Here is a 25,668-nt window from a genome sequence, read left to right on the forward strand (position 1 = left end):
CGCGGCGACGCTCGGATGGCGTTTGATCGATCCGCCCGGAAAGCTAAGCCGACCCTGGCTTGCTGCCGATCGCTGGCGTGGACAGGGAAAGGAAGAAACGACATGCCCCCAGCGGTCACCGAAGCCGCCCGCCCGGTTCCGCTTCGGCGCGATCCGGTGCTGATGGTGCTCCTGGTGGCCGGGGTGGGCCTGTGCGGCTGGTTCGCGCTGGACCTGGCCGGCGCCCGTACCCAGCTGGTGCTCGGCTGGACGGTCGCGCCGGTGATGGACGTCCTGCTGTTCTGGCTGTGCCACCAGGTGTGCCGCCTGCCGGGCCTGCCGGCCGACACCCGCCGCTTCTGGCGGGCGATCTCTCTGGCCGGTCTGACCTTCTTCGCCGGGGACGTCGCGCTGCTGGTCACCATCCTCGGCGACCCGTCCCTCGACCGGACCGGCACGCACCCGGTGCAGACCGCGACGGCGCTGTTCGGCGTGATCATGGTGTACGCCGTCGGCGTGATGCATCCGCTCGGCATCTGGCGGCGCGGTGACCGCGTCCGGTTCGTGATGGACGCGGCGATCGTGAACTCGGCCGCCGTGGTGATCGCCTGGTGCCTGATGACCAGGCCGAACCTGGTGTCACTGGGCAGCGCCGACTACATCACCGCGCTCGTCGGCTGCGGCGTGATGCTCTGCGGTGTGCTGCTCTCGGTGAAGATGGTGCTCAGCGGCAACAGCCCGGTCCTCGGCGCGGCGGCGGTGCCGCTCGGTCTCTCGCTGGTGCTGCAGGCGGCGGCCAACGCGGTCCTGCCGAGCGCCGCGGCGATGCACTCCGGGGTTCAGATGGTGGTGGCCGTCGCACCGGGCATGGTCGTGCTGGCGGCTCCCCGGATCCAGCTGCTGCGCTTCGGTACCGGCCGCTCGGCCGGTGCGGCGGGACGGGCGAACAGCCGCCGGCGGTACAGCGTTCTCCCGTACGCTGCGACTGTGATCTGCGCGGCCGCCCTGGTGGCCGCCCTGCTCTCCGGAGGTCTCGGCCTGCCTGCCTGGGGTGCTCTGGCCGGTCTGCTGGTGAACGTGGCCCTGGTGGTCGCCCGGCAGCTCCTCGCGCTCGCCGAGAACAACCGCCTGCTCGGCCGGCTGGACGAGCGTGAGCGCCGCCTGGAATCGCTGCTGCGGCACGCCTCGGAGATCACCTCGATCTCCGGCCCGGACGGCGAGTTCCGCTACCTCAGCCCGGCCGTGGAGAAGGTGCTCGGCATCCCCGTCCCGGTCGCGCTCGGCCGCAACTGGCTGGAGACGCTGCATGCCGAGGACCGGGCCCGCCTGGCGCCGGACCTCGAGGTGCTCCACTCGACGCCGGGTGCGCAACTGACCTATCAGGGTCGTTATCGGCGGGCGGACGGCAGCTGGCGCTGGCTGGAGGTGGTCGCGGTGAACCTCACCCACGAACCCGCCATCGGCGGCGTGGTCTCCAACTCGCGCGACATCACCGAGTCGCGGGAGCTGCACGAGCGGCTGACCTTCCAGGCCGGGCACGACGACCTGACCGGGCTGGCCAACCGGCGCCAGTTCACCGCCGCGCTCGCCGCGACGGCCGGTGACGACGGCGGCGGGCGTGCCTCGGTGCTGCTGATCGACCTCAACGGCTTCAAGCAGATCAACGACACGTACGGGCACGGCGCCGGTGACGCGGTGCTGAGGCACGTCGCGGAGCGGCTGCTCTCGTGTGCCGGCCCGGGTGACGTACCGGCCCGGCTCGGCGGGGACGAGTTCGCGGTGCTCGCCGCTGACCCGGCGGCCGCCGAGGGGCTCGCCGGACGAATCCGGGCGGCTCTCGCCGAGCCGGCGGTGATCGCCGGGCGGGAGCTGGCGGTCGGCGTCAGCATCGGCGTCGCAACCGGCGCCGCCTGCGACCCGGACCAGCTGCTCAACGCTGCGGACCTGCGGATGTACGACGAGAAGCAGCGCTCGCGGGCGGTGCCGTCATGACCGCGGCCGTCCGCCCGCCGCGGCGCTTCGTGCTCACCGCCGCGACGATCGTGCTGCTCGGCGTGCTCTGGTACCTGGCGTGGGTGCTCACCGGTGGCACCGGCATGGGCACGATGGCCGTCGGCTACCTGTTCATGCCCGCCGTCATGACGGTCGGCGCGATGGCCGTGCGATCGATGCGCCGCGCCGTACCGCTGGTCCGGGCCGGGCGCCGGTTCTGGCTGCTCCTGGAGGCCTGCTGCTACCTGTTCTCGGCCGGGTTCACGCTGCTCGCCGTCGACGCGTTCCGGTTCGCTCCGGTGGCGCCCTCGATGCCGCCGGCCGGTGCGGTGCTGATCGGCTCCGGCGTGGTGCTGGCGATGTGGGGCGTCGTCCAGGTGCCGCTCGGCGTGACCAGCTGGTACGAGCGCGGCAAGCAGTGGCTCGACCGGACCATCGCGCTGCTCGGCTGCTGCACCGTGCTCTGGCACTTCGGCGTCGCCCCGATGGTCCTGGCACCCGAGCCGTGGACCACCTCGGCGCTGTCGATCCTGCTGCTCGCCTGCGGATTCGCGGCCGGGGCGATCACCAAGGTGTCCTACATCGCGGGCGGGCCGGTCGACCGTACGGCGATGCGCCTGATCGCCTCCACCGGGCTGACCGCGGCCGGGGTCGCCCTGCTCGCCGTGCTCGGCGGTTACGACGGCATCCTCCCGGGCCAGGCGGCCTGCATGCCGCTGTCCGGGCTGCTGATCGCGCTCGGCGCCCGCCGGCAGCAGGGTGCGAGCGCCGCGCCGCAGCGGACCGGCAACGTCTGGCTGCCGTACCTGGCCGTGCTCGCCGTGGACGTGCCGGTCGCGGACGTGCTGTTCCGGGCCGAGCACTGGGGGCCGGGCAAGTGGGAGGGCCGGCTCGTGGTGGTCTCGGCGGTGACCGTCACCGCCCTGGTCGCCGTCCGGCAGTACGTGGCGTTCCGGGAGAACTCCCGGCTGCTGCGGGAGAAACAGGCGGACGAGGAGCGGCTGCGGCACGAGGCGACCCACGACCCGCTGACCGGGCTGGCCAACCGGGCGCTGTTCAAGCAGCGCCTGGAGACGGCCCTCGGCTCGGGCAGCGCCACGGTGCTGCTCGTCGACCTGGACGACTTCAAGACCGTCAACGACTCGCTCGGCCACGACGTGGGCGACACGCTGCTGGTGGCGTTCGCCGGTGCGCTGTCGGACGCGGCGGGCGCCGACGGTGAGGCGGCCCGGCTCGCCGGTGACGAGTTCGCGGTGCTGGTCACCACGCCCGAGGCGGGTGAGTGCGTGGCCGAGCGGGTGATGGCCGCGACGACCGTGCCGATCAGCACGCACCGGCTGCTGGTCCACGTCAGCGCCGGTCTCGCCTCGGCGCTGCCGGGCACCGTGCCGAGCCAGGTGCTGCGCGACGCGGACGCCGCCATGCACGCGGCCAAGCAGCGCGGCAAGGCGAACTGGGTCCGCTACGCCAGCGGCATGGAACAGCCCGCCCAGGCGCACGCCCGGCTCGGCGGCGACCTGCGCCGGGCCCTGGACGCCGGCGAGTTCCGGGTCGTCTACCAGCCGATCGTGGGGCTGGCCGACGGGCGGGTGCTCGGTGCCGAGGCGCTGGTCCGCTGGGCGCACCCGGAGCGCGGCCTGGTGTCGCCCGCCGAGTTCATCCCGGCCGCCGAGCGCACCGGCCTGATCGTGCCGCTGGGCCGCTACGTGCTCCGGGAGACCTGCCGGCAGGCCGCGCAGTGGCTGGCCGAGTTCGGGCCGGACGCCCTCACCAAGATCGCGCCGAACGTCTCGGTACGCCAGCTGCACGACCCCGACTTCGTCGCCGACGTCCGGGCCGCCCTCGACGACTACGGGCTGCCGCCGGAGCGTCTCGTCCTGGAGCTGACCGAGTCGGCGGTGCTGCGGGGCCAGCAGGTGCTGCGGGTGCTGCACGAGCTGCACGACATGGGCGTACGCCTCGCGCTCGACGACTTCGGCACCGGCGAGTCGTCGCTGAGCCTGCTGCGCTCGTTCCCGGCGGCCATCGTCAAGCTGGACAAGTCGTTCGTCGACGGCATCGAGCTCGACGAGCCGGGAACCCCGGCGGCCGACGCCCGGCAGGCGGTGGCGCGGGCGGTCATCCAGCTCGCCGACGCGCTCGGCCTGGACACGGTGGCCGAGGGCATCGAGAGCCAGGAGCAGGTGGAACGGCTGCTACGGCTCGGTTACACCGTCGGCCAGGGTTACCACCTCGGCCGCCCGGGCAGTGCCGAGGACCTGACCGCCCGTCTCGCCGGCCAGCGCACCGCCGCGGCGGCATGAGCAGGGTCGGCCCGGCACGATCAAACGCGGGCCCAGGCAGCCGTCGCGGCACGAGGGATCATTCGCCGGTTAGGGTACGGCGATGGACACGGCGGACGACGGCACCAGCACCGCGCAATCGCTCGCGGGCTGGCTGGACGAGGTCACCTTCGCCGACCTGACGGCCGACCAGGCGACGGCGCGGATCCTCGGCGCCGTCGTGGAGTGGGGTGAGGCCCGCGGCTGGCGGGTCTACCGGCGGGCGCCGAGCGTCTTCCCGCTGCCGCCCCCGCTGCGCGGCAACTCGGTGCTCGACGTGGCCTGCGCGCGCCCCGGCGCCCCGCCGATCGCCGTCGAGGTGGACCGGCTGGACCGGCAGCGCACTGTCGACAAGCTCCTCGCCGAGGCGGCGGCCGGCCGGGTCGCCATCTGGGTGCGCTGGGGCACCGGGCCGTTCCCGCCGCCACCGCTCCCGGTGCACCTGGTGACCCGCGAGGCCGCGCGGCAGTCGGGACGCTGGCACACCGTGGCCGACCGGCCCGCACCGCAACACTCCAGCACCGTCGCCACCGCGGGCGAGGTCGAGGAACTTCCTTGGGGGAACGCATGACCGAGAGCCCGTACCGTCTCGCCTGGCGGGTCACCGAGCCGCTGCACGCGATGGTGTACTTCGTCCCCGAGGCCGCGGAGCGGTACGCCGAGTGCGGCCTGGACGCCACCGCCGGATACTTCGCGTCCCGTGGCGCCGCGTTCGGCCCGGTCGGACCGGGTGCCGTGACCGCGACCTTCTACAACTTCAACCCGGCCCTGGTGGCCCGGGTGCTGCCGGCGGTGTGGGAGAAGACCACTCCGGCCGCGATGCTGGCGGCCCGCCTGGACGGGGCCGGCGCGGCACTTACCCGGGCCCTCGGCGCCGAGGTGCTGGCCGGTCCCGAGGTGGCCGAGGCGGCGGAGTTGGCGCGTACGGCGGCGCTGGCGGCGACCGAGTTGCCGCACGGCCGCCCGCTCTTCGCCGCGCACGCCGATCTGCCCTGGCCGGAGCAGCCGCACCTGGTGCTCTTCCACGCGCAGATGCTGCTCCGCGAGTTCCGCGGTGACGGGCACATCGCGGCGCTGCTGACGGCCGGGCTGACCGGCCTGGAGGCGATCGTCCTGCACGTGGCCTCCGGGCAGGTCGACGAGCGGTTCCTGCGGCCGACCCGCGGCTGGAGCCGGGAGGCCTGGGCGGCGACGGCCGACGACCTCCGGGGACGCGGGCTGATCGGCGAGGACGGGCTGACCGAGGCCGGCCGTGAGTTGCGGGCCGGCATCGAGGAGCAGACCGACCGGCTCGCCGAACCGGCCTACCGGGTGCTCGGCGAGGACGGCAGTGCGCGGCTGGCCGCCCTGACCCGGCCGCTGAGCCGTACGCTGGTGAAAGCCGGCCTGCTGGATCCCAGTCAGCTGACGAAAAGGTGGTCGTGAGGAGCCCCACGGGTCCAAGTACGTCAAATCCTTTGCCGGAGCGTGATCGATCGGTCACGCTGGGTTGGTGACACAGCAGCGGAGACACCCGGCGTCGTGGTGGGCGCAGTTCCAGGAGGCCTCCGAGCGGTTCGACGCCGCCTATCTCACCGAGGGGCTGGGCGACCTGATCCTCGCCAAGATCGCCTCACCGCTTCTGCGGCGGGAGGCGGAGATCGCCACCGACGTCCAGGTGCGGCATCTGAACAAGCCGAACAGCCATGAGCTGGGCGAACGCGCCACCAAGGGTGTCGAGCGGCTGATCGCCACGGTGGAACGCCTCGGGGAGCGATCCGGCGAGGCCTTCTCGCTCGACGAGCCGCACGCGCTCTGCCACCTGCTGCAGGGCCGCTACGGTGAGGCGGCGGAGGAGGCCGAGGCGTTTGTCAAGACACAGTCGATCCTGCGGGTCTTCGTCGGCGCGCTCCGGATGGAGCGGTTCGACGGCGACGTGGCCGTGAAGATGCTCGCCGCCGGGCAGCCGCCGGCCGCCGCGCTGCACTCCGGACAGGTGATCGGCAAGTACAGCTGGTGGCCGAACTGGCTCCTGACCATCGTCACCGAGCGGGCCCTCGCCGGCCAGCTCGACGACGACACGGTCTCGGCACTGGACCGGTGCGCGTACGCCGACCTGTCGCCCGCGCAGGCCCGCATCGCCCGCCGCCTGCTCGCCGGGGAGGACGCCCTGGTCGACGCGTCCGCGGTCCGGCTGGAAGGGCTCGGCGAGGCCGACGCGGCCGAAAAGCTGCGCAAGGGCGACCTGACAGCTGTCGCCCTCGCCGCCCGCCTGATCCCGATCTAGCAGCTCAGGCGCCGCCTTCCGACAGGGTGACCGTGGCCGGCTGGAACGCGCTGCCGGTCACGTCGATCCCCGCGGCCTTCGCCTGCTCCAGGGCCTGGTTGATGTAGTCGTTGGTGAAGGCCAGGCCCTCCGGTGTCTTGGTCAGCACCGTGTCGCCGGTCTGGTTCTTCGTGGTCATCGAGATGTCCACGGTCTGCTTCCAGGCGGCCTCGTTGATCACGCCGACGCCGGCCGGTGACGGCCAGATCAGCTTGCTGGTCTCGTTCATCTGCCACAGCTGGTGGCTCTTGCCGAGCTTCGAGCCCTTCGCCACCACCAGGTCGCGGCACTTCTCCGCGTTGTCCCGGCAGAACGCCCAGCCCTTGATCGTGGCGGTCAGGAACTTGACCGTCTGCTGCTGGTACGCCGGATCGTTCAGCTTCTCGGTGTTCGCCCACACCGCGTCCTGGAGCATCGACGACCCCTCGGTCTTCCAGTCGATGATCGCGAAGTCGTCGGCGGTGTAGAGCTTGCCGGTGGCCGGGTTCTTGGCCTCGAGCAGCTGGGCGTACTCGTTGTAGCTCATCGCCTGTGCGGCGTCGATCTCCCTCTTGAGCAGCGCCTGCATGTCGAACTGCTGCTGCACCAGGGTGACGTCCTTGCCCGGGTCCAGCCCGGCCTTGGTCATCCCGGCGAACAGCTCGAACTCGTTGCCGAAGCCCCAGTTGCCGACCTTCTTGCCCGCCAGATCGGCGGCCTTCGTGATGCCGCTGTCCTTCCACGCCACCTGGTAGGTGCCGGAGCGGGCGAAGATCTGCCCGACGTCGGTGATGCCGGCGCCCTGCTCGCGGGAGGCGAGCGCCTTCGGCACCCAGGCCACCGCGTAGTCGGCCTTGCCCTGGGCGAGCACGGTCTGCGGGACGATGTCGACGCCGCCTTCGAGCAGCTCGACGTCGAGACCCTGCTCTCGGTAGAAGCCCTGGTCGACGGCGGCGATGTAGCCGCCGAACTGGGCCTGGAAGAACCACTGGAGCTGGAGTTTGATCGGGGTGAGGGTGCCGCTGCCGCCGGGCGCGGGAGTCGACGGTGTGTCGGCGGTGCCACAGGCGGCCAGGGCGAGAACCGAGGCCAGGAATATCCGGGAGATCTTCAACGCGAACCCCTAACTAGCTGATGAGGCGTTGTTTCCACGGCATGGCCACGCGTTCGGCAAGGAGCGTGACCAGGTAGAAGGTGAGTCCGAGGAGGCAGGCGCCGGCCACGTAGGCCCAGGCACGGGGGTAGGCGGTGAACGCCGCGGCGGAGGTGATCCGCGCGCCGAGCCCGTCCTGCAGCCCGCCGAAGTACTCGGCGACGACCGCTGCGATGACGGCCAGCGACGACGCCTGCCGCAGGCCGGTGAACAGGTGGGGGAGTGCACCGGGCAGGCGCACCTTGCGGGCGAAGGTCCAGCCGCCGGCCGCGTACGAGTGCATCAGCTCCTGGTGCACCGGGCTGACCTCGCGCAGGCCGCGCAGCAGGTTCAGGAAGACCGGGAAGAACACCACGATGCCGGTGACCAGGCGGCGCGGGACGCTGCTCGTCGACTCGAACATGTTGTTGAGGATCGGGGCGAGCGCGATGATCGGCAGCGCGTTGATCAGGGCGGCGAACGGGATGGACACCTCGCCGAGCGCCCGGAACCGGCTGGCGGCCAGCGCGGCCAGGATCGCCACCAGGCTGCCGCCGATCAGGCCGGCCAGGGCGTTCGCGCCGCTCGCCAGGGCTGCGTCCCCGATGTTGCCGCGTTGCTCGACGACCTGCGCCCAGATCGCCGACGGCGCCGGCAGGATGAACGGTGCGATCCGGCCGAGCGTGACGGTGAGCTCCCACAGGACCAGGGCGAGGACACCGAAGACCAGTGGCGGCAGGACGCGTTTGACCGTACCCATCAGGGGTTGGCCTCGGAAACGACCGGCGCCGGTGTGCCGCGCAGAGCTTGACGCACCTGGGTGATCTTGTCGAAGTAGGCCGGCGCCTGGCGTCCTGCCTCGTCCCGCGACGGCAGCTCGACCTCGATCGACGCGGTGATCCGGCCGGGCCGGGGCGACATCACCACCACGCGGTCGGAGAGGAACACCGCCTCGGAGATCGAGTGGGTGACGAAGACCGCGCTGGTCCGGGTCTTGGCGCAGATCGCGAGCAGCTCCGACTGGAGCCGCTCCCGGGTCATCTCGTCGAGCGCGCCGAACGGCTCGTCCATCAGCAGCAGCGGCGGCTGCACGGCGAGGGCCCGGGCGATCGCGACCCGCTGCTGCATGCCGCCGGAGAGCTGACCCGGGTAGTGCCCGGCGAAGTCGCCGAGACCGACCAGCTCGAGCATCTCGGCGGCCTTGGCGCGGCGCTCGGCCCGACCGATACCGCGCAGCTCCAGGGGTAGCTCGACGTTGCGCCGCACGGTCCGCCACTCGAAGAGGCCGGCATGCTGGAAGGCGATGCCGTACTCCTGCTCGCGGCGCGCCTGCGCGGCCGGCCTGCCGGCGACGGTGACCGTGCCGGTGGTCGGCGGGATCAGGTCGGCGATCAGCCGCAGCAGGGTGCTCTTGCCGCAGCCGGACGGCCCGATCAGCGAGACGAACTCGCCGTCACCGACCGTCAGATCCACCTCGGCGAGCGCTGTCACCTCATCGTCGCGCCCCTGGTTGAAGACCTTGGTCACGTTCTCGATCACCACCGCGGTCATAGCGTCACCACCTCCACGTGGCGCCGGTGCCGCATCAAGGGCACCTCCAACAACGAGACGGCGGCCGCCACCAGCAGGCCGAGCAGCGCCGCGCCGAGCATGGCCGTGTAGACCTTGGCAGGATCCGAGGTGGCCTCCCGGGAGTACTCGATGATCAGACGGCCGATGCCGCCCCGCGTACCGGTGGAGATCTCGCCGACCACCGCGCCGACCACCGCCGCCGCACCGGCCAGGCGCAGCGCCGGGAAGAGATAGGGCAGCGCCGAGGGGAAGCGCAGCGTCACGAGGGTGCGCCACCAGCTCGCCGCGTAGCTGCGCATCAGCTCGACGCCCGCCGCGCCCGGCGACTGCAGGCCGCGCAGCATGCCCACCGCCACCGGGAAGAACGCCAGGTAGGCGGCGATCACCGCGACGGTCGCCCAGGCGGGCATGATGCTGCCGGACCAGCCGGCGATCAGTGGCGCGAGCGCCACCAGGGGCACGGTCTGGGAAAGGATGACGTACGGGAGAAGCCCGCGCTCGACGATCCGGAAACGTTGCATGCCCACCGCCAGGGCCAGCCCGACGAGCGCACCGGCGAGGAAGCCGGCCACCGTGATCCCGAGCGTGAACAGGCAGGCCTGGAGCACCACGAGCCACACCGGCCGGCCGCCCGTCATCTCCGGGTCGGCCAGCCGCTGCACGATGGTCGCCAGGTGCGGCATGGAGAGGTCGTCGGCGCGCGGGAGCACCCGCACGCCGAACACCACCGTCCCCTCGGGATTCCCGGCGGCCTTGTAGCCCTCCCAGACCAGAGCGGCCACGACCAGCCCGGCCAGTGCCGAGAGGGCCCGTCTCACCGGAACGCCGGGATGATCTGCTCGCCGTACGCGGCGAGGGTCTCGTCCTTGGCGTCGTGCTGGAGGTAGACGGCGAACTGGTCGACGCCGAGCGCCTTGAGCTCCTGGAGCCGCTTGACGTGGTTCTCCACCGGGCCCAGCACGCAGAACCGGTCCACGATCTCGTCCGGCACGAACGTGGCGTGGCTGTTTCCGGCCCGCCCGTGCTCGGCGTAGTCGTAGCTCTGCCGCGCCCTGACGTAGTCGGTCAGCGCCTGCGGCACCGCGCCGCCCTCGCCGTAGCGCGCGACGATGTCCGCCACGTGGTTGCCGACCATCCCGCCGAACCAGCGGGTCTGTTCCCGCTGGTGCGCCAGGTCGTCACCGACGTAGGCGGGCGCCGCCACGCAGAACTTGATCGCGTCCGGGTCCCGGCCCTTGTTCTCGGCGGCCTTGCGCACCGCGGTGATCATCCACTCGGCGATGTCCGGGTCGGCGAGCTGGAGGATGTAGCCGTCGCCCACCTCCCCGGTCACCGCGAGCGCCTTCGGGCCGTACGCCGCCACCCAGACCTCCAGGCGGCTGTCCGGCGCCCAGGCGAACTGGATCTCGTTGCCCCGGACGGTGACCCTCTCGCCGTTGCCCAGCCCCTTGATCACCCGCACGCTCTCGCGCAGCTGGCCGAGGGTCTGCGGTGTCAGCCCGAGTACCCGCAGCGCCGAGTCGCCCCGGCCGATGCCGCAGACGGTCCGGTTGCCGTACATCTCGTTGAGCGTGGCGAACATCGAGGCGGTGACCGTCCAGTCCCGGGTGCCGGGGTTGGTCACCATCGGGCCGACGACGATCCGCTCGGTCGCGTCCAGGATCTTCGAGTAGACGACGAACGGCTCCTGCCAGAGCACGTGCGAGTCGAACGTCCAGAAGTGGCTGAAGCCCTTTTCTTCCGCTTTCCTGGCCCACTCCACCACGGTGCGAGCGGGTGGGTCGTTCTGGAGCACCACGCCGATGTCCATGATCGCCGCCTTAGATCAGGTAGTCGCTGAGGCCGCGCTTGAGGTACTGCCCGCGACCGGCCCGCCCGGTGTACTCGCCACCGGACGCGATCACCTCGCCGCGGGAGATGACGGTGTCGACCTTGCCGTCGATCTCCCAGCCCTCCCAGGCGGAGTGGTCCATGTTCATGTGGTGCGTCTCGGCGCTGATCCGGGTCCGCCCGGCCGGGTCGTAGAGCACGATGTCGGCGTCCGAGCCGACCGCGATGATCCCCTTGCGCGGGTAGAGGCCGAACATCCGCGCCGGCGTGGTGGCGATGGTCTCCACCCAGCGGCCCAGCGACAGCTTCTTGTCGACAACACCCTGGTAGAGCAGGTCCACCCGGTGCTCGACGCTGCCGATGCCGTTCGGGATCTTGGAGAAGTCGCCCAGGCCGAGCTCCTTCTGGTCCTTGAAGCAGAACGGGCAGTGGTCGGTCGAGACCACCGACAGGTCGTTGGTGCGCAGGCCCTGCCACAGGTCGGCCCGGTGCGACTCGTGCTTGCTCCGCAGCGGCGTGGAGCAGACCCACTTGGCGCCCTCGAATCCCGGTGCGCCGAGCTGGTCCTCCAGGGTCAGGTAGAGGTACTGCGGGCAGGTCTCGGCGAACACGTTGCGGCCGCTGTTTCTTGCCGCGGCCACCTGTTCCAACGCCTTTGAAGCGGACAGGTGCACGATGTAGAGCGGGCAGTCCGCGGCGACAGCGGCCAGCCAGATGGCCCGGCTGGTGGCTTCCGCCTCCAGCTCCTGCGGCCGGGTCAGGCCGTGGTGGATCGGGTCGGTCTCGCCGCGCTCCAGGGCCTGCTTGACCAGCACGTCGATGGCCGGGCCGTTCTCCGCGTGCATCATGATCATCGCGCCGTTGTCGCGGGCCTTCTGCATGGCGCGCAGGATCTGGCCGTCGTCGGAGTAGAACACCCCGGGGTACGCCATGAACAGCTTGAAGCTGCTGATGCCCTCGGTGGCGACCAGTTGGTCCATCGCCTTGAGCGAGTCGTCGTCGACCCCGCCGAGGATCATGTGGAAGGCGTAGTCGATGTGGCAGTTACCGTCGGCCTTGCCGTGCCAGGCGGCCAGCCCGTCCTGCACCACCTCGCCGGTCCGCTGCACCGCGAAGTCGACGATCGTGGTGGTCCCGCCGATCGCGGCCGCCCGGGTGCCGGTGTCGAAGGTGTCGCTGGCGTGGGTGCCGCCGAACGGCAACTCCATGTGGGTGTGCGCGTCGACCGCGCCGGGGATGACGTACTTGCCGGTGGCGTCGATGGTGTGGTCGATCTGTGGGGCCTGGCCGGGCGCGAAGATCGCGGCGATCGTCTCGCCGTCGATCAGCACGTCGGCCGCGATCGGGCCGGTCGGCCCGACCACCGTCCCGCCCTTGATCAGCTTGGTCACGGCGCCACCAGCCCGTCGTAGCTGTCCGGGCGGCGGTCGCGGTAGAACTGCCACCGGTCGCGGACCGTGGCCAGCAGGCCCAGGTCCAGGTCGCGGACGATCAGCTCGGGGTTGTGGGTGTCGCCGACGTCGCCGACGAACTTGCCCTCCGGGTCGACGAAGTACGTCTGGCCGTAGAAGTCGTTGTCACCCAGCGACTCCACGCCCACCCGGTTGATCGCGCCGATGAAGTACTCGTTGGCCACCGCGCTGGCCGGCTGCTCCAGCTGCCACAGGTACGACGAGAGGCCACGGCTGGTTGCCGACGGGTTGAAGACGATCTGGGCGCCGTTCAGCCCGAGCGCCCGCCAGCCCTCGGGGAAGTGCCTGTCGTAGCAGATGTAGACGCCGACCTTGCCGACCGCGGTGTCGAAGACCGGATAGCCGAGGTTGCCGGGGCGGAAGTAGAACTTCTCCCAGAAGCCCTTGACCTGCGGGATGTGGTTCTTCCGGTACTTGCCGAGGTAGCTGCCGTCGGCGTCGACGACCGCCGCGGTGTTGTAGAGGACGCCGGGCTGCTCCTGCTCGTACATCGGCAGGATCATCACCATGCCCAGCTCCGCCGCCAGCGCCTGGAAGCGCTCGGTGGTCGGGCCGGGGATCGACTCGGCGTACTCGTAGTAGGCCGCGTCCTGCACCTGGCAGAAGTACGGGCCGTAGAACAGCTCCTGGAAGCAGATCACTTTCGCGCCCTGGGCGGCGGCGTCACGGGCGTAGTCCTCGTGCGCCTTGATCATGGATTCCTTGTCGCCCGTCCAGGTCGTCTGGACAAGGGCGGCGCGGACGACTTCAGTTGACATCGGTGTCCTCCCGAATGGGTCACGCCTGTGATCGTGTGTCTACTCCCCGTCATACGTCCTGCGCCAGGGGTTGCTTGAGAACGCCGGATGCCGTAGGACACTAACGACACACATTGAAGCGAACAATTGCCGTTACGTAACTGATTGTTTCGGAGAGGTAATTTGCTCACCCTGATCACCGGGGCGGTCCAGGACCGCAGCGCCCGGGGCATCGCCGCGGCCGTCAGCCGCCTGATCACCGCCGGCCGGCTGCCGGCCGGGATCCGGCTGCCCACCGTGCGCTCGGTCGCCGGCGAGCTCGGGGTCAGCCCCACCACGGTGAGCGAGGCGTGGCGCAGCCTGATCCACGCCGGGGCCATCCAGACCCGGGGACGCTCCGGCACCTACGTCTCCGGGCCGCTGCCACCCCGCGAGCGGCTGCGCTACACCCAGCTCGGCAGCGGGCACGTGACGCTGCCGCGGGACCTGTCCACCGGCGTACCGGACCCGGCGCTGCTGCCCGACCTGAGCGAGTCGCTGCACCGCATCGGCGACGGGCGCTGGGCGGGCAGCTATCTCGACGCGCCGGTGCTGCCCGAGCTGGAGGCACTGCTGCGGCGGCGGTGGCCGTTCCCGCCCGAGCGGCTGACCGTGGTCGACGGCGCCATGGACGCGCTGGACCGGATCGCCGGCGCCACCCTGCGCTTCGGCGACCACGTGCTGGTGGAGAACCCGGCCTTCGCGCCGCTGCTCGACCTGCTCCAGGCGGTCGGCGCGACAGTCATCGGGGTGCCGATGGACGACGAGGGGCTCGACCCGGTGGCGCTGCGTCAGATGCTGCGCGACTACCGGCCGGTCGCCCTGTTCCTGCAGCCCCGGGCGCAGAACCCGACCGGCACCAGCATGAGCCAGGCCCGCGCGCTGGCCCTCGCCGACATCCTGCTGGAGGTCCCGAACCTGCTCGTCGTCGAGGACGACCACGCCGGGGACATCGCCTCGGCACCGCCGGTCAGCATCGGCCGCCACCTCGGCGACCGCACCGTGCACGTGTCGAGCTTCTCCAAGAGCCACGGCCCGGATTTGCGGCTCGCCGCGATCGGCGGACCGGCCCACGTGGTCGACGCGGTGGCCGACCGGCGGCTGCTCGGGCCCGGGTGGTCGAGCCGGCTGCTCCAGGGCGTACTGCTCGACCTGCTCACCGACAGCGGCGCGATCGACCAGGTCGCCGCCGCCCGGGCCGCCTACGCGGCCCGGCGCGCGGCGCTGCTGGCCGCGCTGCACGCCCGCGGGGTGACCGCGACAGCGGCCGACGGGATCAACCTCTGGATGACCGTTCCTGATCAGCAGAACGCCCTGGTGGTGCTCGCGGCCTGCGGTGTGGCGGCGGCACCCGGCGCGCCGTTCTGTGTCACTCCTCTGAGTGACGATCACCTCCGGATCACCGCGGGCCTGGTCTCCGGCGGCTACGACGAACTGGCCGACGTGCTCGCGTCGGCGGCGTTGGGGAACAGCCGCGGCAGCGGCCGGCGCGGCCTCGGGCACCCACACGGCTGGCGCTGAACATCTTCTTCGAGGAGGCACCGATGGAACTGCTGGACCGGCACCGCGCGGTCATGCCCGGCTGGATGCCCGTCTACTACGGCGACGACGCCCTGGAGATCGTCTCCGGGAGCGGCCGCCGGGTCACCGACGGTACCGGCCGCAGCTATCTGGACTTCTTCGGCGGCGTGCTGACCACCATGATCGGGTACGACGTCGCCGAGATCAGCGACGCCGTCCGCCGCCAGATCAGCACTGGCGTCGCGCACACCTCGACGCTGTACCTCATCCGGCAGCAGGTCGAGCTCGCCGAGAAGATCGCCCGGCTCTCCGGCATCCCGGACGCCCGGGTGTTCTTCACCAACTCCGGCAGCGAGGCCAACGAGTCGGCGCTGCTGTTCGCCACCAACGTGCGGCGCTCGAACCAGATCCTGGCGATCAAGAACAGCTATCACGGCCGTACCTTCGCGACCATGGCCGTCACCGGGCACCGCAGCTGGTCGTCCAGCTCGCTCAGCCCGGTCTCGGTCAACTGGCTGGCCTCCGCCGACCGGCTGCGCGGCCGGATGGCCGGGCTCTCCGAGAGCGACCTGCTCGACGCCGCTGTCGACGACCTGCGCGAGGTCCTCGCCACGGTCACGGCCGGTGACGTGGCGGCGCTGATCGCCGAGCCGATCCAGGGTGTCGGCGGCTTCGTGCACGGGCCGGACGGCCTGCTCGGCGCCTACTCCAAGGTCCTCGCCGAACACGGCATCCTGCTGATCGCCGACGAGGTGCAGACCGGCTGGGGCCGCACCGGTGATCACTTCTGGGGCTACCAGGCGCACGACGTCACCCCGGACCTGATCACTTTCGCCAAGGGCATCGGCAACGGCTTCGCGCTCGGCGGGGTGGTCGGCCGGGCGTCGGTGATGAACGCGGTGCCGGCGATCAGTTTCTCCACCTTCGGCGGGAACCCGGTGAGTGCGGCGGCGGGCAACGCGGTCCTCGACTACGTCCTCGACCACGATCTTCAGGGCAACGCGCGCCGGGTGGGCGAGATCCTGCTGGGCGGGTTGCGCTCGCTGCGGCACGAGATCCTTGCGGAGGTACGGGGACGCGGGCTGATGATCGGACTCGAGTTCGTCCGTCCCGGCACCGCAGAGCCCGATCCGGCAGCTACCGTGCGGGTCTTCGACCTGTGCCGGGAGGGCGGGCTGCTGGTCGGCAAGGGTGGCCTGTACGGCAACGTGATCCGCATCGGTCCCGCCCTGACGCTGACGGAGGACGAGGCCCGCGAGGGCCTGGCGATCCTCAGCGACGCCATCGCCACGGCTGCCGCCGAGTCGCACATCTGAGCCGCCACTGCCGCCGAGTTGCACATCTGAGCCGCCACTGCCGCCGAGTTGCACATCTGAGCCGCCACCGGGTGCGTGGTTCGCTTGAAGCGTGACCACACGCTCACGCCCGGCGGTGGCTTGTGCGGCCCGGACCCCGCGGTGAGATCGCCGGCGTGACGGCAGCGCCCCGGAGATCCGGCGGGACCGTTCGGCCGTACCCCTGCCGTTGGATCCTTTTGACCTGCGCCCTTGCGGCCGGGCCCTTGATCGGTACCCCGCGGTTGGGTCCTTTTAATCGACGCCCGGACGTTGTTTCCGCCGATGCCAGGTTTTGTCATGGACAGGCGAACTTTCGCTTGATCTGAAGAAACTTAGCTTCACTTTGGACGAAACACCTCGGTAACGTGCTCAACCATGTAGATGCATCTATGTGGAGGAGACCGCAATGCCGCAGTCACTCAGCCGTCGTCGGCTACTGGGCGCTGCCGCCGCGGCAGGCGCCGCCGGCACGCTCGCAGTACCAGCAAGCGCAGCGGCGGGCGGGGGCGGCTCCGCCCACCGTGTGCCGCGAAGTCAGATCAGCGTGCAGCTGTACACGCTGCGCAACCAGCTCAACATCGACCTCGAGGGCAGCCTCGCCGAGCTCGCGGAGATCGGCTACACCCGCGTGGAGCACGCCGGTTTCGTCGGCCGGACCGCCGCCCAGTTCCGGGCCGCGCTGAACAATGCCGGTCTGCGCGCGACCTCCGGCCACGTCGGGATCCCGCAGCCGTTCGACGCCGAGATCTGGAAGCGGGCCCTGGAGGACTCCGCGATCGTCGGCAACAAGTTCATCGTGCACCCCTATTTCGGTGCCGGGCCGACCGGCCCGATCCGCGACGCCGCGGTCTACCGCGCGTTCGCCCGTGACCTGAACCGGGCCGGTGAGCTGGCCCGCCGTGCCGGGCTGAGCTTCGGCTACCACAACCACCAGAACGAGTTCTTCCGTCAGTCCGGCACCAACGTGACCGGTTTTGACATCCTCACCGGCGACACCGACCCGCGTCTGGTGCACCTCGAGGTGGACCTCTTCTGGGCGTTCCGCGGCGCCAGCGACCCGGTCGACCTGATCAAGAAGCACCGCGGCCGGATCAAGCAGGTGCACGTCAAGGACCTCAACGAGAACGGCAGCTTCGCCGACCCCGGCGCCGGGCTGATCGATTTCGGGCGAATCTTCGAGCGGTCGAGAGAGGCGGGCCTGGTGGAGTACATCGTGGAGCGCGACGACGCGGGCAGTCCGCCGCGGACCCCCGCCGACGCGCTCGTGACCGCGAGGGTCGGTTACGACTACCTCGCCGGGCTGCGGTTCTGATGTTCCGCCGCCGGGCTCTGATCAGCATCGCCGGTGTGGCCGTCCTGGCCGCACCGGCCGCAGCCGTGGCGCACCCGGGCCACGAGCTGCCGCCCGCGTCCGACTTCCAGAAGGTCACCCTCAACGACTTCCCGGGCGAGCCGATCGCGCTCGCCGTGCTGCCGGACCGGCGGGTGCTGCACACCGCCCGCACCGGTCAGGTCCGCATCCACGAGCCGTCCACCGGCCGCAACGTGCTGGCCGCGACCATTCCGGTCTACCAGCACGACGAGGAGGGTGTGCAGGGCATCGCCATCGACCCGGACTTCAAGCACAACAACTGGGTGTACGTCTACTACTCGCCGCCGCTGAACACGCCCGCCGACAACCCGGCGACCCCGACGATCAACGAGGGTGACGCGCCGAACGAGGGCACCGCCGCTGATTTCGCCCCCTTCAAGGGCGCGCTGCGGCTGTCCCGTTTCAAGCTGCACGGGAACACGCTGAAGCTTGGCACCGAGCAGAAGATCCTCGAGGTGGCGACCGATCGTGGTCAGTGCTGCCACGTCGGCGGCAAGATCGACTTCGACCGGCACGGCAACCTGTTCCTGTCCACCGGCGACGACAGCAACCCGTTCTTCTCCGACGGCTTCGCGCCGATCGACGAGCGCCCGAACCGCAACCCGGTCTTCGACGCCCAGCGAACGGCCGCCAACACCAACGATCTGCGCGGAAAGCTGCTGCGGATCAAGGTGGGCCACAACGGTCGCTACACGATCCCGCGGGGCAACCTGTTCCGGCCCGGCACGCCGAAGACCCGCCCGGAGATCTACGCGATGGGCCTGCGGAACCCGTTCCGGTTCACCGTCGACCCGGACACCAGCGTGGTCTACATGGGCGATTACTCGCCGGACGCGAGGACTCCGAACCCGGCGCGTGGCCCGGCCGGGCACGGGCGCTGGATGGCGATCGACAAGCCGGCGAACTACGGCTGGCCGTACTGCGTGGCGCCCGACATGCCCTACGTCGACTACGACTTCGCCACCGGGGTCTCCGGCGCGCCGTTCAACTGTGCGGCACCGGTCAACGAGTCGCCTCGCAACACCGGGCTGCGCAATCTGCCGCCGGTTGCCAAGGCCGAGATCATTTATTCGTACGGCGCGAGCGCTCAATGGCCCGAACTGGGCACCGGCGGCATCGGCCCGATGGGCGGGCCGGTCTACGACTACTCCCGCAAGTCCCGCTCGCAGATCAAGTGGCCGGAGACGTTCGACGGGCTGCCGCTGTTCGCCGAGTGGACCCGTGACTGGGTCAAGGCCCTGCACCTGGACCGCGACAACCAGGTCACGCAGATCGATGCGGTCCTGCCGGAGCTGGTCTTCGACAACCCGATGGACCTGGAGTTCGGCCCGGACGGCGCCCTCTACGTCCTGGAGTACGGCGACGGCTACTTCGCCGAGAACCCGGACGCGCAGCTGTCCCGGTTCGACTTCGTCCGCGGCAACCGCACCCCGATCCCTCGTGCGTCTGCCACACCCACCTCGGGGCAGGCACCGCTGACCGTCACGTTCAGCAGCGCCGGCACCGTCGACCCCGACGGCGACACCCTGTCGTACGCCTGGGACTTCAACGCCGACGGCCGGGTCGACTCCCGCCAGCCGAACGCCACGTACACGTTCACGGCGAACGGCAACTACCGCCCGACCCTGAAGGTCACCGACAGCACCGGCCGGTCCGCCTCGGCCGAGGTGATCCTGCCGGTCGGAACCCTCGCACCGGTGGTCACCTTCGTGACACCCGTCGAGGACCAGCCGTTCGAGTTCGGTGACACGGTGACCTACGAGGTGTCGGTGGTCGACGACGCCCCGGTGGACTGCGCCCGGGTGACCGTTTCCTACATCCTCGGGCACGACGAGCACGGTCACCCGCTCTCCACCTCGCAGGGCTGCACCGGCTCGATCACCACCTTCCTCGACGGCGGCCACGCGGGCGCCGACAACCTGACGGCAGTGTTCGTCGCGTCGTACACCGACACCGGCACTCCGCCGCAGACCGGGACGGATCAGGTCGTACTGACCCCCGCACCGTGACGGAATCACCGGCCGGGCCCCTCGGCCCGGCCGGTGACCGGAGACGAATATCACATGAACGGCTGTGGAACTCTGTTTCTCCGCGGTGGGCTGACGAACGCGTTTTGTAGTTGATTCGTCACTTCACGGTGAAGTTAGGGAAACGCCAGGTTAACGAGGGCCGAATCTTGTACATGTCTCGTTCGGCCTCTGGCCGTCGGTGGTGTTGCTCCGTCACGATCACGGCGTGACTGAAACATCCGTGATCTTGGCGCTGGTGGTCCTCACAGCCCTGGCCTTCGATTTCACCAACGGGTTCCACGACACCGCGAACGCGATGGCGACCTCCATCGCGACGAAGGCACTGCGGCCCAAGACCGCGGTCGCCCTCTCGGGTGTTCTGAACCTGGTCGGCGCTTTCCTCTCGGTGGAGGTCGCGCTCACCGTCACCAACGCCGTTGTCAAGATCCAGGACAAGAGCGGCGCTCCCAAGTCCGAACTGCTCGCCGACGGCGGCAGCGGGCTCCTGATGATCATCCTGGCCGGTCTGGTCGGCGGCATCATCTGGAACCTCCTGACCTGGTTGTTCGGTCTGCCGTCCAGCTCGTCGCACGCCCTCTTCGGCGGTCTCGTCGGCGCCACGGTCGCCGGCCTCGGCTGGGCCGGGGTCAACTGGAACGGCGACGGCTCGAAACTCGACGGCGTCGTCGGCAAGGTTCTGCTGCCCGCGGTGATCTCCCCGGTCATCGCCGCGCTCGTCGCGGCACTCGGCACCTGGGTGATCTTCAAGATCACGGCCGGGGTCGCGGCCCGTTTCACCGACAAGGGCTTCCGCTGGGGCCAGATCGGCAGCGCCTCGCTGGTCTCCCTGGCACACGGCACCAACGACGCGCAGAAGACCATGGGTGTCATCACGCTCGCCCTGATCGCCAGCGGCGACTGGAGCGACACCGAGAACATCCCGCTCTGGGTCAAGGTCTCGGCCGCCCTCGCCATCGCCGCGGGCACCTACCTGGGCGGCTGGCGCATCATCCGTACCCTCGGCAAGGGCCTCACCGACATCAACCCGCCGCAGGGCACCGCGGCGCAGTCCGGCGCGGCGGCGGTCATCCTGGCCTCCAGCCACCTCGGCTTCGCGCTCTCCACCACCCACGTCGCCACCGGCTCGGTCCTGGGCTCCGGCCTCGGCCGCCCCGGCGCCACGGTCCGCTGGGCCGTTGCCGGCCGGATGGTCGCCGCCTGGATGATCACCCTGCCCGCGGCCGGCCTGATCGGCGCCGGAACCTGGTATGTCGGCGACACGGTCGGCGGCATGGCCGGCGCCCTGGTCGTCTTCACCCTGCTGGTCCTGGCATCCGGCGCGATGTACCTGCGGTCGCGTACCGGCCGCGTCGACCACGAGAACGTCAACGACGACTGGGACGGCACGCCCGGCCCAGCCGTCACCGCACCCGTTCCCGCCGTCGCGGCAAGCTGAGAGGGATCGTCATGCACAACCTGGGATTCGCGCTCGACGGCGCGTGGCAGGTGCTGCTCGCCGGCCTCATCCTCGGCGCGGGCCTTCCGGTCCTGTTCGCCCTCGGCATCCGGTCGCTGGCCTGGGGCGCGGGCGAGGCAGCGGTCACCGGCAGCGGCGTCACCGCGGGTGAGCGCCGCCCGATCGGCACGGCCATCGGGTACGCGCTCTTCGCTGTCGTGGTGCTCGGCGTACTGCTGGGCCTGACGTTCATCGTCGCCAACGGCTTCGGTTACAAGCTGGAGTTCTCCCACTTCTACCCGACGCTCGTCGCGAAGTAGCCCTTCGTCCTCCTTCCGTCGCCCCCGGCGAAGATCGCCGGGGGCACTCTTGTCGCGGAAGGCTTTTGTCGCGGAAGGCTTTTGTCGCGGAAGGATCAGAGAAGGGCGCGGGCCAGGACGCCGACGTCCGGGTTGTCGGTGAAGAGGCCGTCGATTCCGGTACGCAGGAAAGTGATCTGCTCGTCGACAGCCTTCCCGTACGCGGTGACGTCCGCACCCACCCGCAGCTCGGCCGGCAGGAACGAGTTCTCCGCCCGGAACGTGTACGGGATGACCTTGAGCCCGTTCGCGTGGGCGTCGGTGACCAGGCTGGTCGGTGTGCCCAGCGTGCCGTCCGCCTTCCGCGGGATGATCTGGCTCTTCTCCGGGCCGAGGCCGTCCACGTACTCGGACAGCTCCTTGAGCCCGGCCGGCGCCAGGTGATCGGCGTAGGACCGCGGGTCGTTGAACGGGTTGCCCGCCGCGCTGCTCAGGAAGACCAGCGGCACCTGCAGGCGGTACTCACCGGCGAGATCCCGCAGGTTCGCCGCCTCGAACGACTGCACGAACACCTTCGCGCCCCGCCGGTCCAGCCCGTTGCGCCGCAGCGCGCGGACGAGCGGCTTCTCCAGCTCCAGGCCGAGGCGCCGGAAATAGGTCGGGTGCTTGGTCTCCGGGAACACGCCCAGCTCCCGGTCCAGCTCCCGGGAGAGCCGCTTGCGCAGGTCGAGGACCTCCTGGAAGGTCGGCACCTCGAAGTATCCGTCGTACAGGGTGTTCCGCTGCCGTACGGCCGGGATCCGCTCGGTGGCGCGCAGCGTCTTCAGCTCGGCCAGGGTGAAATCGTGGGTGAACCAGCCGGTGACGCTCACCCCGTCGAGCGAGACCGTCCTCTTCCGGCTCGCGAACTCGGGCCGCGACGCCACGTCCGTGGTGCCGCCGATCTCCGGCTCGTGGCGGCAGACGAGCACGCCGTCCTTCGTGATGACCAGGTCCGGCTCCATGTAGTCGGCACCCATCCGGGCCGCCAGCTCGTACGACGCCAGCGTGTGCTCCGGCCGGTACCCGGAAGCACCCCGGTGCCCCACCACCAGCGGTGCCGGCCGGTGCCCTTCGTTCCCACCGTGCCCACCCGTTCCGGCCCTCGCGGGCGCGGCCATGGTCCCGGCCAGCACCGGCGTGGCGGCGGCCACCGCGCCGAAGCGCAGCACCTGACGGCGATCTGCCACGTTCTCCTCCACCGTTCCCGTGCCCGGCGAGGCTCGCCGGGCATCCCATGGCAGTCGACGTGATCGACTCGTCGGAGAGGAGAAGAGACCGTGGCGTGTCCGCGAACGCCCGGCCAACGGTCCTGCCGCGGCGCTCTACTGCAGCCGCAGGTGGGACCAGTCGAGCAGCCCGTCACCGAGGTCGCGGACGGTGGCCAGCAGGCCGAGCCGGGCGGCCCGCAGCGCCGGGTCGTCCGCCATCACGAACACCTCGTCGAAGAACGTGTTCAGCGGTGCGACGAGCGGCCGCGTCGCCGTCACGAAGGCGGACAGGTCCGCGAACCCGGCAGCCGGGATGGCCTCGTGCAGGGCCAGCTCGGCGGGCTCCTTCAGCGCCGTGACGTCGTACCCCGCGGTGGTGCCGGCCGGAACGATCCGCCGGGCCCGCTGGATCGCCTCGGCCACCGCCCGGAAATCGGGGTCGGCGACGGCCGTGTCCAGCTCCCGCAGCAGCGAGTCGGCGACGGACGGGCGCCCGGCGTGCGGCAGCACGGCCCGGACCCGGTCCACCGGCTGCCCCTCCTCGGTGAGCACCTGCTCCAGGCGCTTGGCGATGAAGTCGCCGCAGGCGGTCAGCACCTCGGCGGGCACCGGGACCGGCTGGGTGGCCAGGGCGAGCGCCTCGTTGAGGTCCAGGGCGGCCAGCGCGGGCGTGGCGCGGTGCACGGCGAGCAGGCCGAGGACGGCCCGGCGGACCGCGAACGGGTCGCTGCTGCCGGTGGGCAGACCGACGGTGGCGGCCAGGCCGGCGACCAGGTCGAGGCGGTCGGCGAGGGACAGCAAAGACCCGGGCAGCGTACGCGGAAGGTCGTCACCCGTGCTCCGGGGCAGCTCCGCCTCGTAGACCGCCTGCGCGACCGCCCGGTCCTCCCCGGCGTTCAGGGCGTAGTCCCTGGCCATCACCCCGGCGAGGCTCGTCATCTCGGTGACCAGCTGCGATCCGAGATCGAACTTGACCAGGGCGGCGGCGCGATCGAGAACCGGTGAACCGAATCCGAGGCGCTCGGCGATAAGTGAGGCAAGGGCCGCGATGCGGCGGGCCCGGTCGGCCATCGACCCGAGCTTGTCGGTGAAGGTGAGGCGGTCCAGGTGAGCCTGCATCTCGGTGATCGGTTTCGCGAGGTCGGCGCGGTAGAAGAACGCCGCATCCTCGTAACGGGCCCGCAGCACGGCCTCGTTGCCCGCCCGCACCAGCTCCACGTCCACCGGCCCGTTCGCCACCGTGACGAACATGGGCAGCAGCGCGCCGTCCGCGTCGCGCACCGGCAGGTAACGCTGATGTTTGCGCATCACTGTCGTCAGCACCGCGTCCGGCAACTCCAGGTAGGACTCGTCGAACGTGCCCAGCAGCGGCAACGGCTGCTCCACCAGGTCGGTCACCTGGTCGATCAGCGCGGCCTCGCCCGTCACGTCGATGCGCCCGTCCGGATAGACGAGGTCCTGGGCGCCGATCACGATCAGCTCGCGGCGGTCCTCGTGGTCGGCGACGATCCCGTTCACCCCGAGCGTTTCCATGAAGGCCTCGGCCGACTCGATCTCGACGACGGCGGGGGAGGCCGTGCGCAGCAGCCGGGTCTCGCGCCCGGCGGCCAGCGCCGACACGGTCACCGGCACCACGTCGTCGCCCCAGAGGGCCGCGAGCCAGCGGATCGGCCGGCTGAACGCCAGCTTCGGGTCGTTCCACCGCATGTTCTTGGCCGCGCGCAGCCCGGTCACGACCTGCGCGAGCACTGTCGCCAGCACCTCCGGCGCCGCGCGCCCGGCTTCGTGCTTCTTCACCACGACGTGGGCCACACCGGCCAGCTCCACCGTCTCGGCGTCGGCGATCGTGGCGCCCTGGCCGCGGAGGAATCCCTCGAGCGCCCGGGTGGGCGCGCCGTCCGGCCCGTATGCCTGCTGGGCCTTCGGTCCCTTCACCGTGCGCTCGTGGTCGTCCTCGCGGGCCGCCACCTCGGGCACGACGGCGATGAGCCGCCGCGGCGTGCCGAAGACGCGCGGTTCGCCGTGCGTGAGCCGGGTCGCCGCCAGCCCCTCGGTGACCAGGCGCGCCACCTGCTCGCGCGCCGATCGCAGCTCGGCGGGCGGGAGCTCCTCCGTGCCGATCTCGAAGACCAGGGTGCGCGCCCCGGTGCTGGTCTGCACCGCGCCGACCGGCCGGGCGGGCTCGCGGGCCTCCGCGATGCCGAGGGGATGCTCCAGCTCGGCGCGCCGGGCCACCCAGAGCTTGGCCACCTCACCGGCGAGCCGGCGCATCCGGCCGAACTCGGCGGCCCGCTCGGCGGTCGAGACCGCACCCCGGGCATCCAGGACGTTGAAGGCCTGCGAGCACTTCAGGACGAAACTGTGCGCCGGGACGGGCAGCCCGGCGTCGATCATGCGCTGCGCCTCACCGGCGTAAATTTCCAGGAGCCGCTTGTTCGCCTCGACGTCGGCGTCGTCGAGGTAATAGCGCGACATCTCGTATTCGGACTGGCCGAAGACCTCGCCGTAACTCACACCGGGGGAGTATTCGATCTTCTTGAAGTGGGTCTTGTCCTGGAGCGCCATGATGATCCGCTCGATACCGTAAGTGATCTCCACGGACACCGGGTCGAGGTTCAGGCCGCCCGCCTGCTGGAAATAGGTGAACTGGGTGATCTCCAGGCCGTCCAGCCAGACCTCCCAGCCCAGTCCCCAGGCGCCGAGCGCGGGGGAGGCCCAGTTGTCCTCGACGAACCGCACGTCGTGGGCCGCCACGTCGATGCCGAGCGCGCGCAGGCTCCCGAGGTAAAGCTCCTGCGGGTTGCCGGGGTCGGGCTTGAGGATGACCTGGAGCTGGGTGTGTGTCTGAAGGCGGTTCGGGTTCTCGCCGTAACGAGAGTCGTCCGGCCGCACCGAGGGCTCGACGTAAACGACCCGCCACGGCTCCGGGCCCAGCACACGCAGGAAGGTCGCCGGGTTCAGCGTGCCGGCTCCGACCTCGGTGTTCATCGGCTGGACGACCAGGGCACCCTGATCCGTCCAATACGTGGTCAACCGGGCGAGAGCGTCCTGCATGGTGAGCATGGG

20 protein-coding genes are annotated in these 25,668 nt (G+C 70.8%); 11 read left to right on the forward strand and 9 right to left on the reverse strand.

Annotated elements, in window-relative coordinates; all coding sequences use genetic code 11:
* Positions 1-102: 102 nt before the first annotated feature.
* The 5 genes from ACFQV6_RS18470 to ACFQV6_RS18490 all read left to right on the forward strand — a co-directional run bounded on the left by ACFQV6_RS18470 (position 103) and on the right by ACFQV6_RS18490 (position 6,558).
* Positions 103-1,971, forward strand: coding sequence for a diguanylate cyclase domain-containing protein (locus tag ACFQV6_RS18470; protein WP_378028729.1), 1,869 nt, complete (start codon positions 103-105; stop codon positions 1,969-1,971).
* Positions 1,968-4,274 carry a putative bifunctional diguanylate cyclase/phosphodiesterase gene (locus tag ACFQV6_RS18475; RefSeq protein ID WP_378028730.1) on the forward strand — a complete coding sequence of 769 codons (2,307 nt, stop codon included), beginning with the start codon at positions 1,968-1,970 and terminating at the stop codon, positions 4,272-4,274. The genes ACFQV6_RS18470 and ACFQV6_RS18475 overlap by 4 nt, the downstream gene beginning before the upstream one ends.
* An 82-nt stretch (positions 4,275-4,356) precedes the next feature.
* Complete coding sequence (locus tag ACFQV6_RS18480; RefSeq protein WP_378028731.1) at positions 4,357-4,863, forward strand: hypothetical protein; 507 nt, start codon at positions 4,357-4,359, stop codon at positions 4,861-4,863.
* Positions 4,860-5,717, forward strand: a complete 858-nt coding sequence (locus ACFQV6_RS18485) for a hypothetical protein (protein ID WP_378028732.1) — start codon at positions 4,860-4,862, stop codon at positions 5,715-5,717. The genes ACFQV6_RS18480 and ACFQV6_RS18485 overlap by 4 nt, the downstream gene beginning before the upstream one ends.
* A 67-nt stretch (positions 5,718-5,784) precedes the next feature.
* Positions 5,785-6,558, forward strand: coding sequence for a hypothetical protein (locus ACFQV6_RS18490; protein WP_378028733.1), 774 nt, complete (start codon positions 5,785-5,787; stop codon positions 6,556-6,558).
* 4 nt (positions 6,559-6,562) lie between these two features.
* On the opposite strand, the gene ACFQV6_RS18495 is transcribed toward ACFQV6_RS18490, so the two are convergent.
* The 7 genes from ACFQV6_RS18495 to ACFQV6_RS18525 are packed head-to-tail and all read right to left on the reverse strand — an operon-like array spanning position 6,563 to position 13,340.
* Entirely contained in the window at positions 6,563-7,690 is a 1,128-nt protein-coding gene (locus tag ACFQV6_RS18495) for an ABC transporter substrate-binding protein (protein WP_378028734.1), read from the reverse strand.
* 13 nt (positions 7,691-7,703) lie between these two features.
* The gene (locus ACFQV6_RS18500) at positions 7,704-8,468 is read right to left on the reverse strand and encodes an ABC transporter permease (protein ID WP_378028735.1); all 765 of its coding nucleotides are present in this window, start codon (positions 8,466-8,468) and stop codon (positions 7,704-7,706) included.
* On the reverse strand, positions 8,468-9,259 hold the full coding sequence (locus tag ACFQV6_RS18505; RefSeq protein ID WP_378028736.1) for an ABC transporter ATP-binding protein: 792 nt from the start codon (positions 9,257-9,259) through the stop codon (positions 8,468-8,470). The genes ACFQV6_RS18500 and ACFQV6_RS18505 overlap by 1 nt, the downstream gene beginning before the upstream one ends.
* A complete protein-coding gene (locus ACFQV6_RS18510; protein WP_378028737.1) occupies positions 9,256-10,098 on the reverse strand; it encodes an ABC transporter permease in 843 nt (280 codons plus the stop codon). The genes ACFQV6_RS18505 and ACFQV6_RS18510 overlap by 4 nt, the downstream gene beginning before the upstream one ends.
* On the reverse strand, positions 10,095-11,090 hold the full coding sequence (locus tag ACFQV6_RS18515; RefSeq protein ID WP_378028738.1) for a TIGR03842 family LLM class F420-dependent oxidoreductase: 996 nt from the start codon (positions 11,088-11,090) through the stop codon (positions 10,095-10,097). Before ACFQV6_RS18515 ends, ACFQV6_RS18510 begins: the two co-directional genes overlap by 4 nt.
* A 10-nt stretch (positions 11,091-11,100) precedes the next feature.
* On the reverse strand, positions 11,101-12,501 hold the full coding sequence (gene hydA, locus ACFQV6_RS18520; RefSeq protein ID WP_378028739.1) for a dihydropyrimidinase: 1,401 nt from the start codon (positions 12,499-12,501) through the stop codon (positions 11,101-11,103).
* Positions 12,498-13,340: a nitrilase-related carbon-nitrogen hydrolase gene (locus ACFQV6_RS18525; RefSeq protein WP_378028740.1), complete on the reverse strand. Its 843-nt coding sequence runs from the start codon at positions 13,338-13,340 to the stop codon at positions 12,498-12,500. Before ACFQV6_RS18525 ends, hydA begins: the two co-directional genes overlap by 4 nt.
* 162 nt (positions 13,341-13,502) lie before the next feature.
* Between ACFQV6_RS18525 and ACFQV6_RS18530 the strand changes: the two genes are divergently transcribed.
* The 6 genes from ACFQV6_RS18530 to ACFQV6_RS18555 all read left to right on the forward strand — a co-directional run bounded on the left by ACFQV6_RS18530 (position 13,503) and on the right by ACFQV6_RS18555 (position 21,373).
* On the forward strand, positions 13,503-14,879 hold the full coding sequence (locus ACFQV6_RS18530; protein WP_378028741.1) for a PLP-dependent aminotransferase family protein: 1,377 nt from the start codon (positions 13,503-13,505) through the stop codon (positions 14,877-14,879).
* A 23-nt stretch (positions 14,880-14,902) separates the two neighbouring features.
* Positions 14,903-16,195 carry an aspartate aminotransferase family protein gene (locus tag ACFQV6_RS18535; RefSeq protein WP_378028742.1) on the forward strand — a complete coding sequence of 431 codons (1,293 nt, stop codon included), beginning with the start codon at positions 14,903-14,905 and terminating at the stop codon, positions 16,193-16,195.
* A gap of 565 nt (positions 16,196-16,760) precedes the next feature.
* Positions 16,761-17,528: a sugar phosphate isomerase/epimerase family protein gene (locus tag ACFQV6_RS18540; RefSeq protein ID WP_378028743.1), complete on the forward strand. Its 768-nt coding sequence runs from the start codon at positions 16,761-16,763 to the stop codon at positions 17,526-17,528.
* Positions 17,528-19,597, forward strand: a complete 2,070-nt coding sequence (locus ACFQV6_RS18545; RefSeq protein ID WP_378028744.1) for a PQQ-dependent sugar dehydrogenase — start codon at positions 17,528-17,530, stop codon at positions 19,595-19,597. The genes ACFQV6_RS18540 and ACFQV6_RS18545 overlap by 1 nt, the downstream gene beginning before the upstream one ends.
* Positions 19,598-19,823: 226 nt before the next feature.
* The gene (locus tag ACFQV6_RS18550; protein WP_378028745.1) at positions 19,824-21,053 is read left to right on the forward strand and encodes an anion permease; all 1,230 of its coding nucleotides are present in this window, start codon (positions 19,824-19,826) and stop codon (positions 21,051-21,053) included.
* An 11-nt stretch (positions 21,054-21,064) separates the two neighbouring features.
* Positions 21,065-21,373: a hypothetical protein gene (locus ACFQV6_RS18555; protein ID WP_378028746.1), complete on the forward strand. Its 309-nt coding sequence runs from the start codon at positions 21,065-21,067 to the stop codon at positions 21,371-21,373.
* Between the two features lie 95 nt (positions 21,374-21,468).
* On the opposite strand, the gene ACFQV6_RS18560 is transcribed toward ACFQV6_RS18555, so the two are convergent.
* Positions 21,469-22,581, reverse strand: coding sequence for a glycerophosphodiester phosphodiesterase (locus ACFQV6_RS18560; protein WP_378028747.1), 1,113 nt, complete (start codon positions 22,579-22,581; stop codon positions 21,469-21,471).
* Between the two features lie 135 nt (positions 22,582-22,716).
* Positions 22,717-25,665, reverse strand: coding sequence for a glycine--tRNA ligase (locus tag ACFQV6_RS18565; protein ID WP_378028748.1), 2,949 nt, complete (start codon positions 25,663-25,665; stop codon positions 22,717-22,719).
* Positions 25,666-25,668: the final 3 nt, after the last annotated feature.

Source organism: Actinoplanes sp. GCM10030250, from assembly GCF_042666575.1.
GTDB lineage: Bacteria > Actinomycetota > Actinomycetes > Mycobacteriales > Micromonosporaceae > Actinoplanes.

What these genes read in the sequence shown, in the direction of transcription:
- ACFQV6_RS18545 (WP_378028744.1), top strand. Translation starts at nt 17,528, where the DNA reads ATGTTCCGCCGCCGGGCTCTGATCAGCATCGCCGGTGTGGCCGTCCTG.
- ACFQV6_RS18485 (WP_378028732.1), top strand. Translation starts at nt 4,860, where the DNA reads ATGACCGAGAGCCCGTACCGTCTCGCCTGGCGGGTCACCGAGCCGCTG.
- ACFQV6_RS18480 (WP_378028731.1), top strand. Translation starts at nt 4,357, where the DNA reads ATGGACACGGCGGACGACGGCACCAGCACCGCGCAATCGCTCGCGGGC.
- ACFQV6_RS18500 (WP_378028735.1), bottom strand. Translation starts at nt 8,468, where the DNA reads ATGGGTACGGTCAAACGCGTCCTGCCGCCACTGGTCTTCGGTGTCCTC.
- ACFQV6_RS18515 (WP_378028738.1), bottom strand. Translation starts at nt 11,090, where the DNA reads ATGGACATCGGCGTGGTGCTCCAGAACGACCCACCCGCTCGCACCGTG.
- ACFQV6_RS18470 (WP_378028729.1), top strand. Translation starts at nt 103, where the DNA reads ATGCCCCCAGCGGTCACCGAAGCCGCCCGCCCGGTTCCGCTTCGGCGC.
- ACFQV6_RS18555 (WP_378028746.1), top strand. Translation starts at nt 21,065, where the DNA reads ATGCACAACCTGGGATTCGCGCTCGACGGCGCGTGGCAGGTGCTGCTC.
- ACFQV6_RS18525 (WP_378028740.1), bottom strand. Translation starts at nt 13,340, where the DNA reads ATGTCAACTGAAGTCGTCCGCGCCGCCCTTGTCCAGACGACCTGGACG.
- ACFQV6_RS18505 (WP_378028736.1), bottom strand. Translation starts at nt 9,259, where the DNA reads ATGACCGCGGTGGTGATCGAGAACGTGACCAAGGTCTTCAACCAGGGG.
- ACFQV6_RS18475 (WP_378028730.1), top strand. Translation starts at nt 1,968, where the DNA reads ATGACCGCGGCCGTCCGCCCGCCGCGGCGCTTCGTGCTCACCGCCGCG.
- ACFQV6_RS18535 (WP_378028742.1), top strand. Translation starts at nt 14,903, where the DNA reads ATGGAACTGCTGGACCGGCACCGCGCGGTCATGCCCGGCTGGATGCCC.
- ACFQV6_RS18565 (WP_378028748.1), bottom strand. Translation starts at nt 25,665, where the DNA reads ATGCTCACCATGCAGGACGCTCTCGCCCGGTTGACCACGTATTGGACG.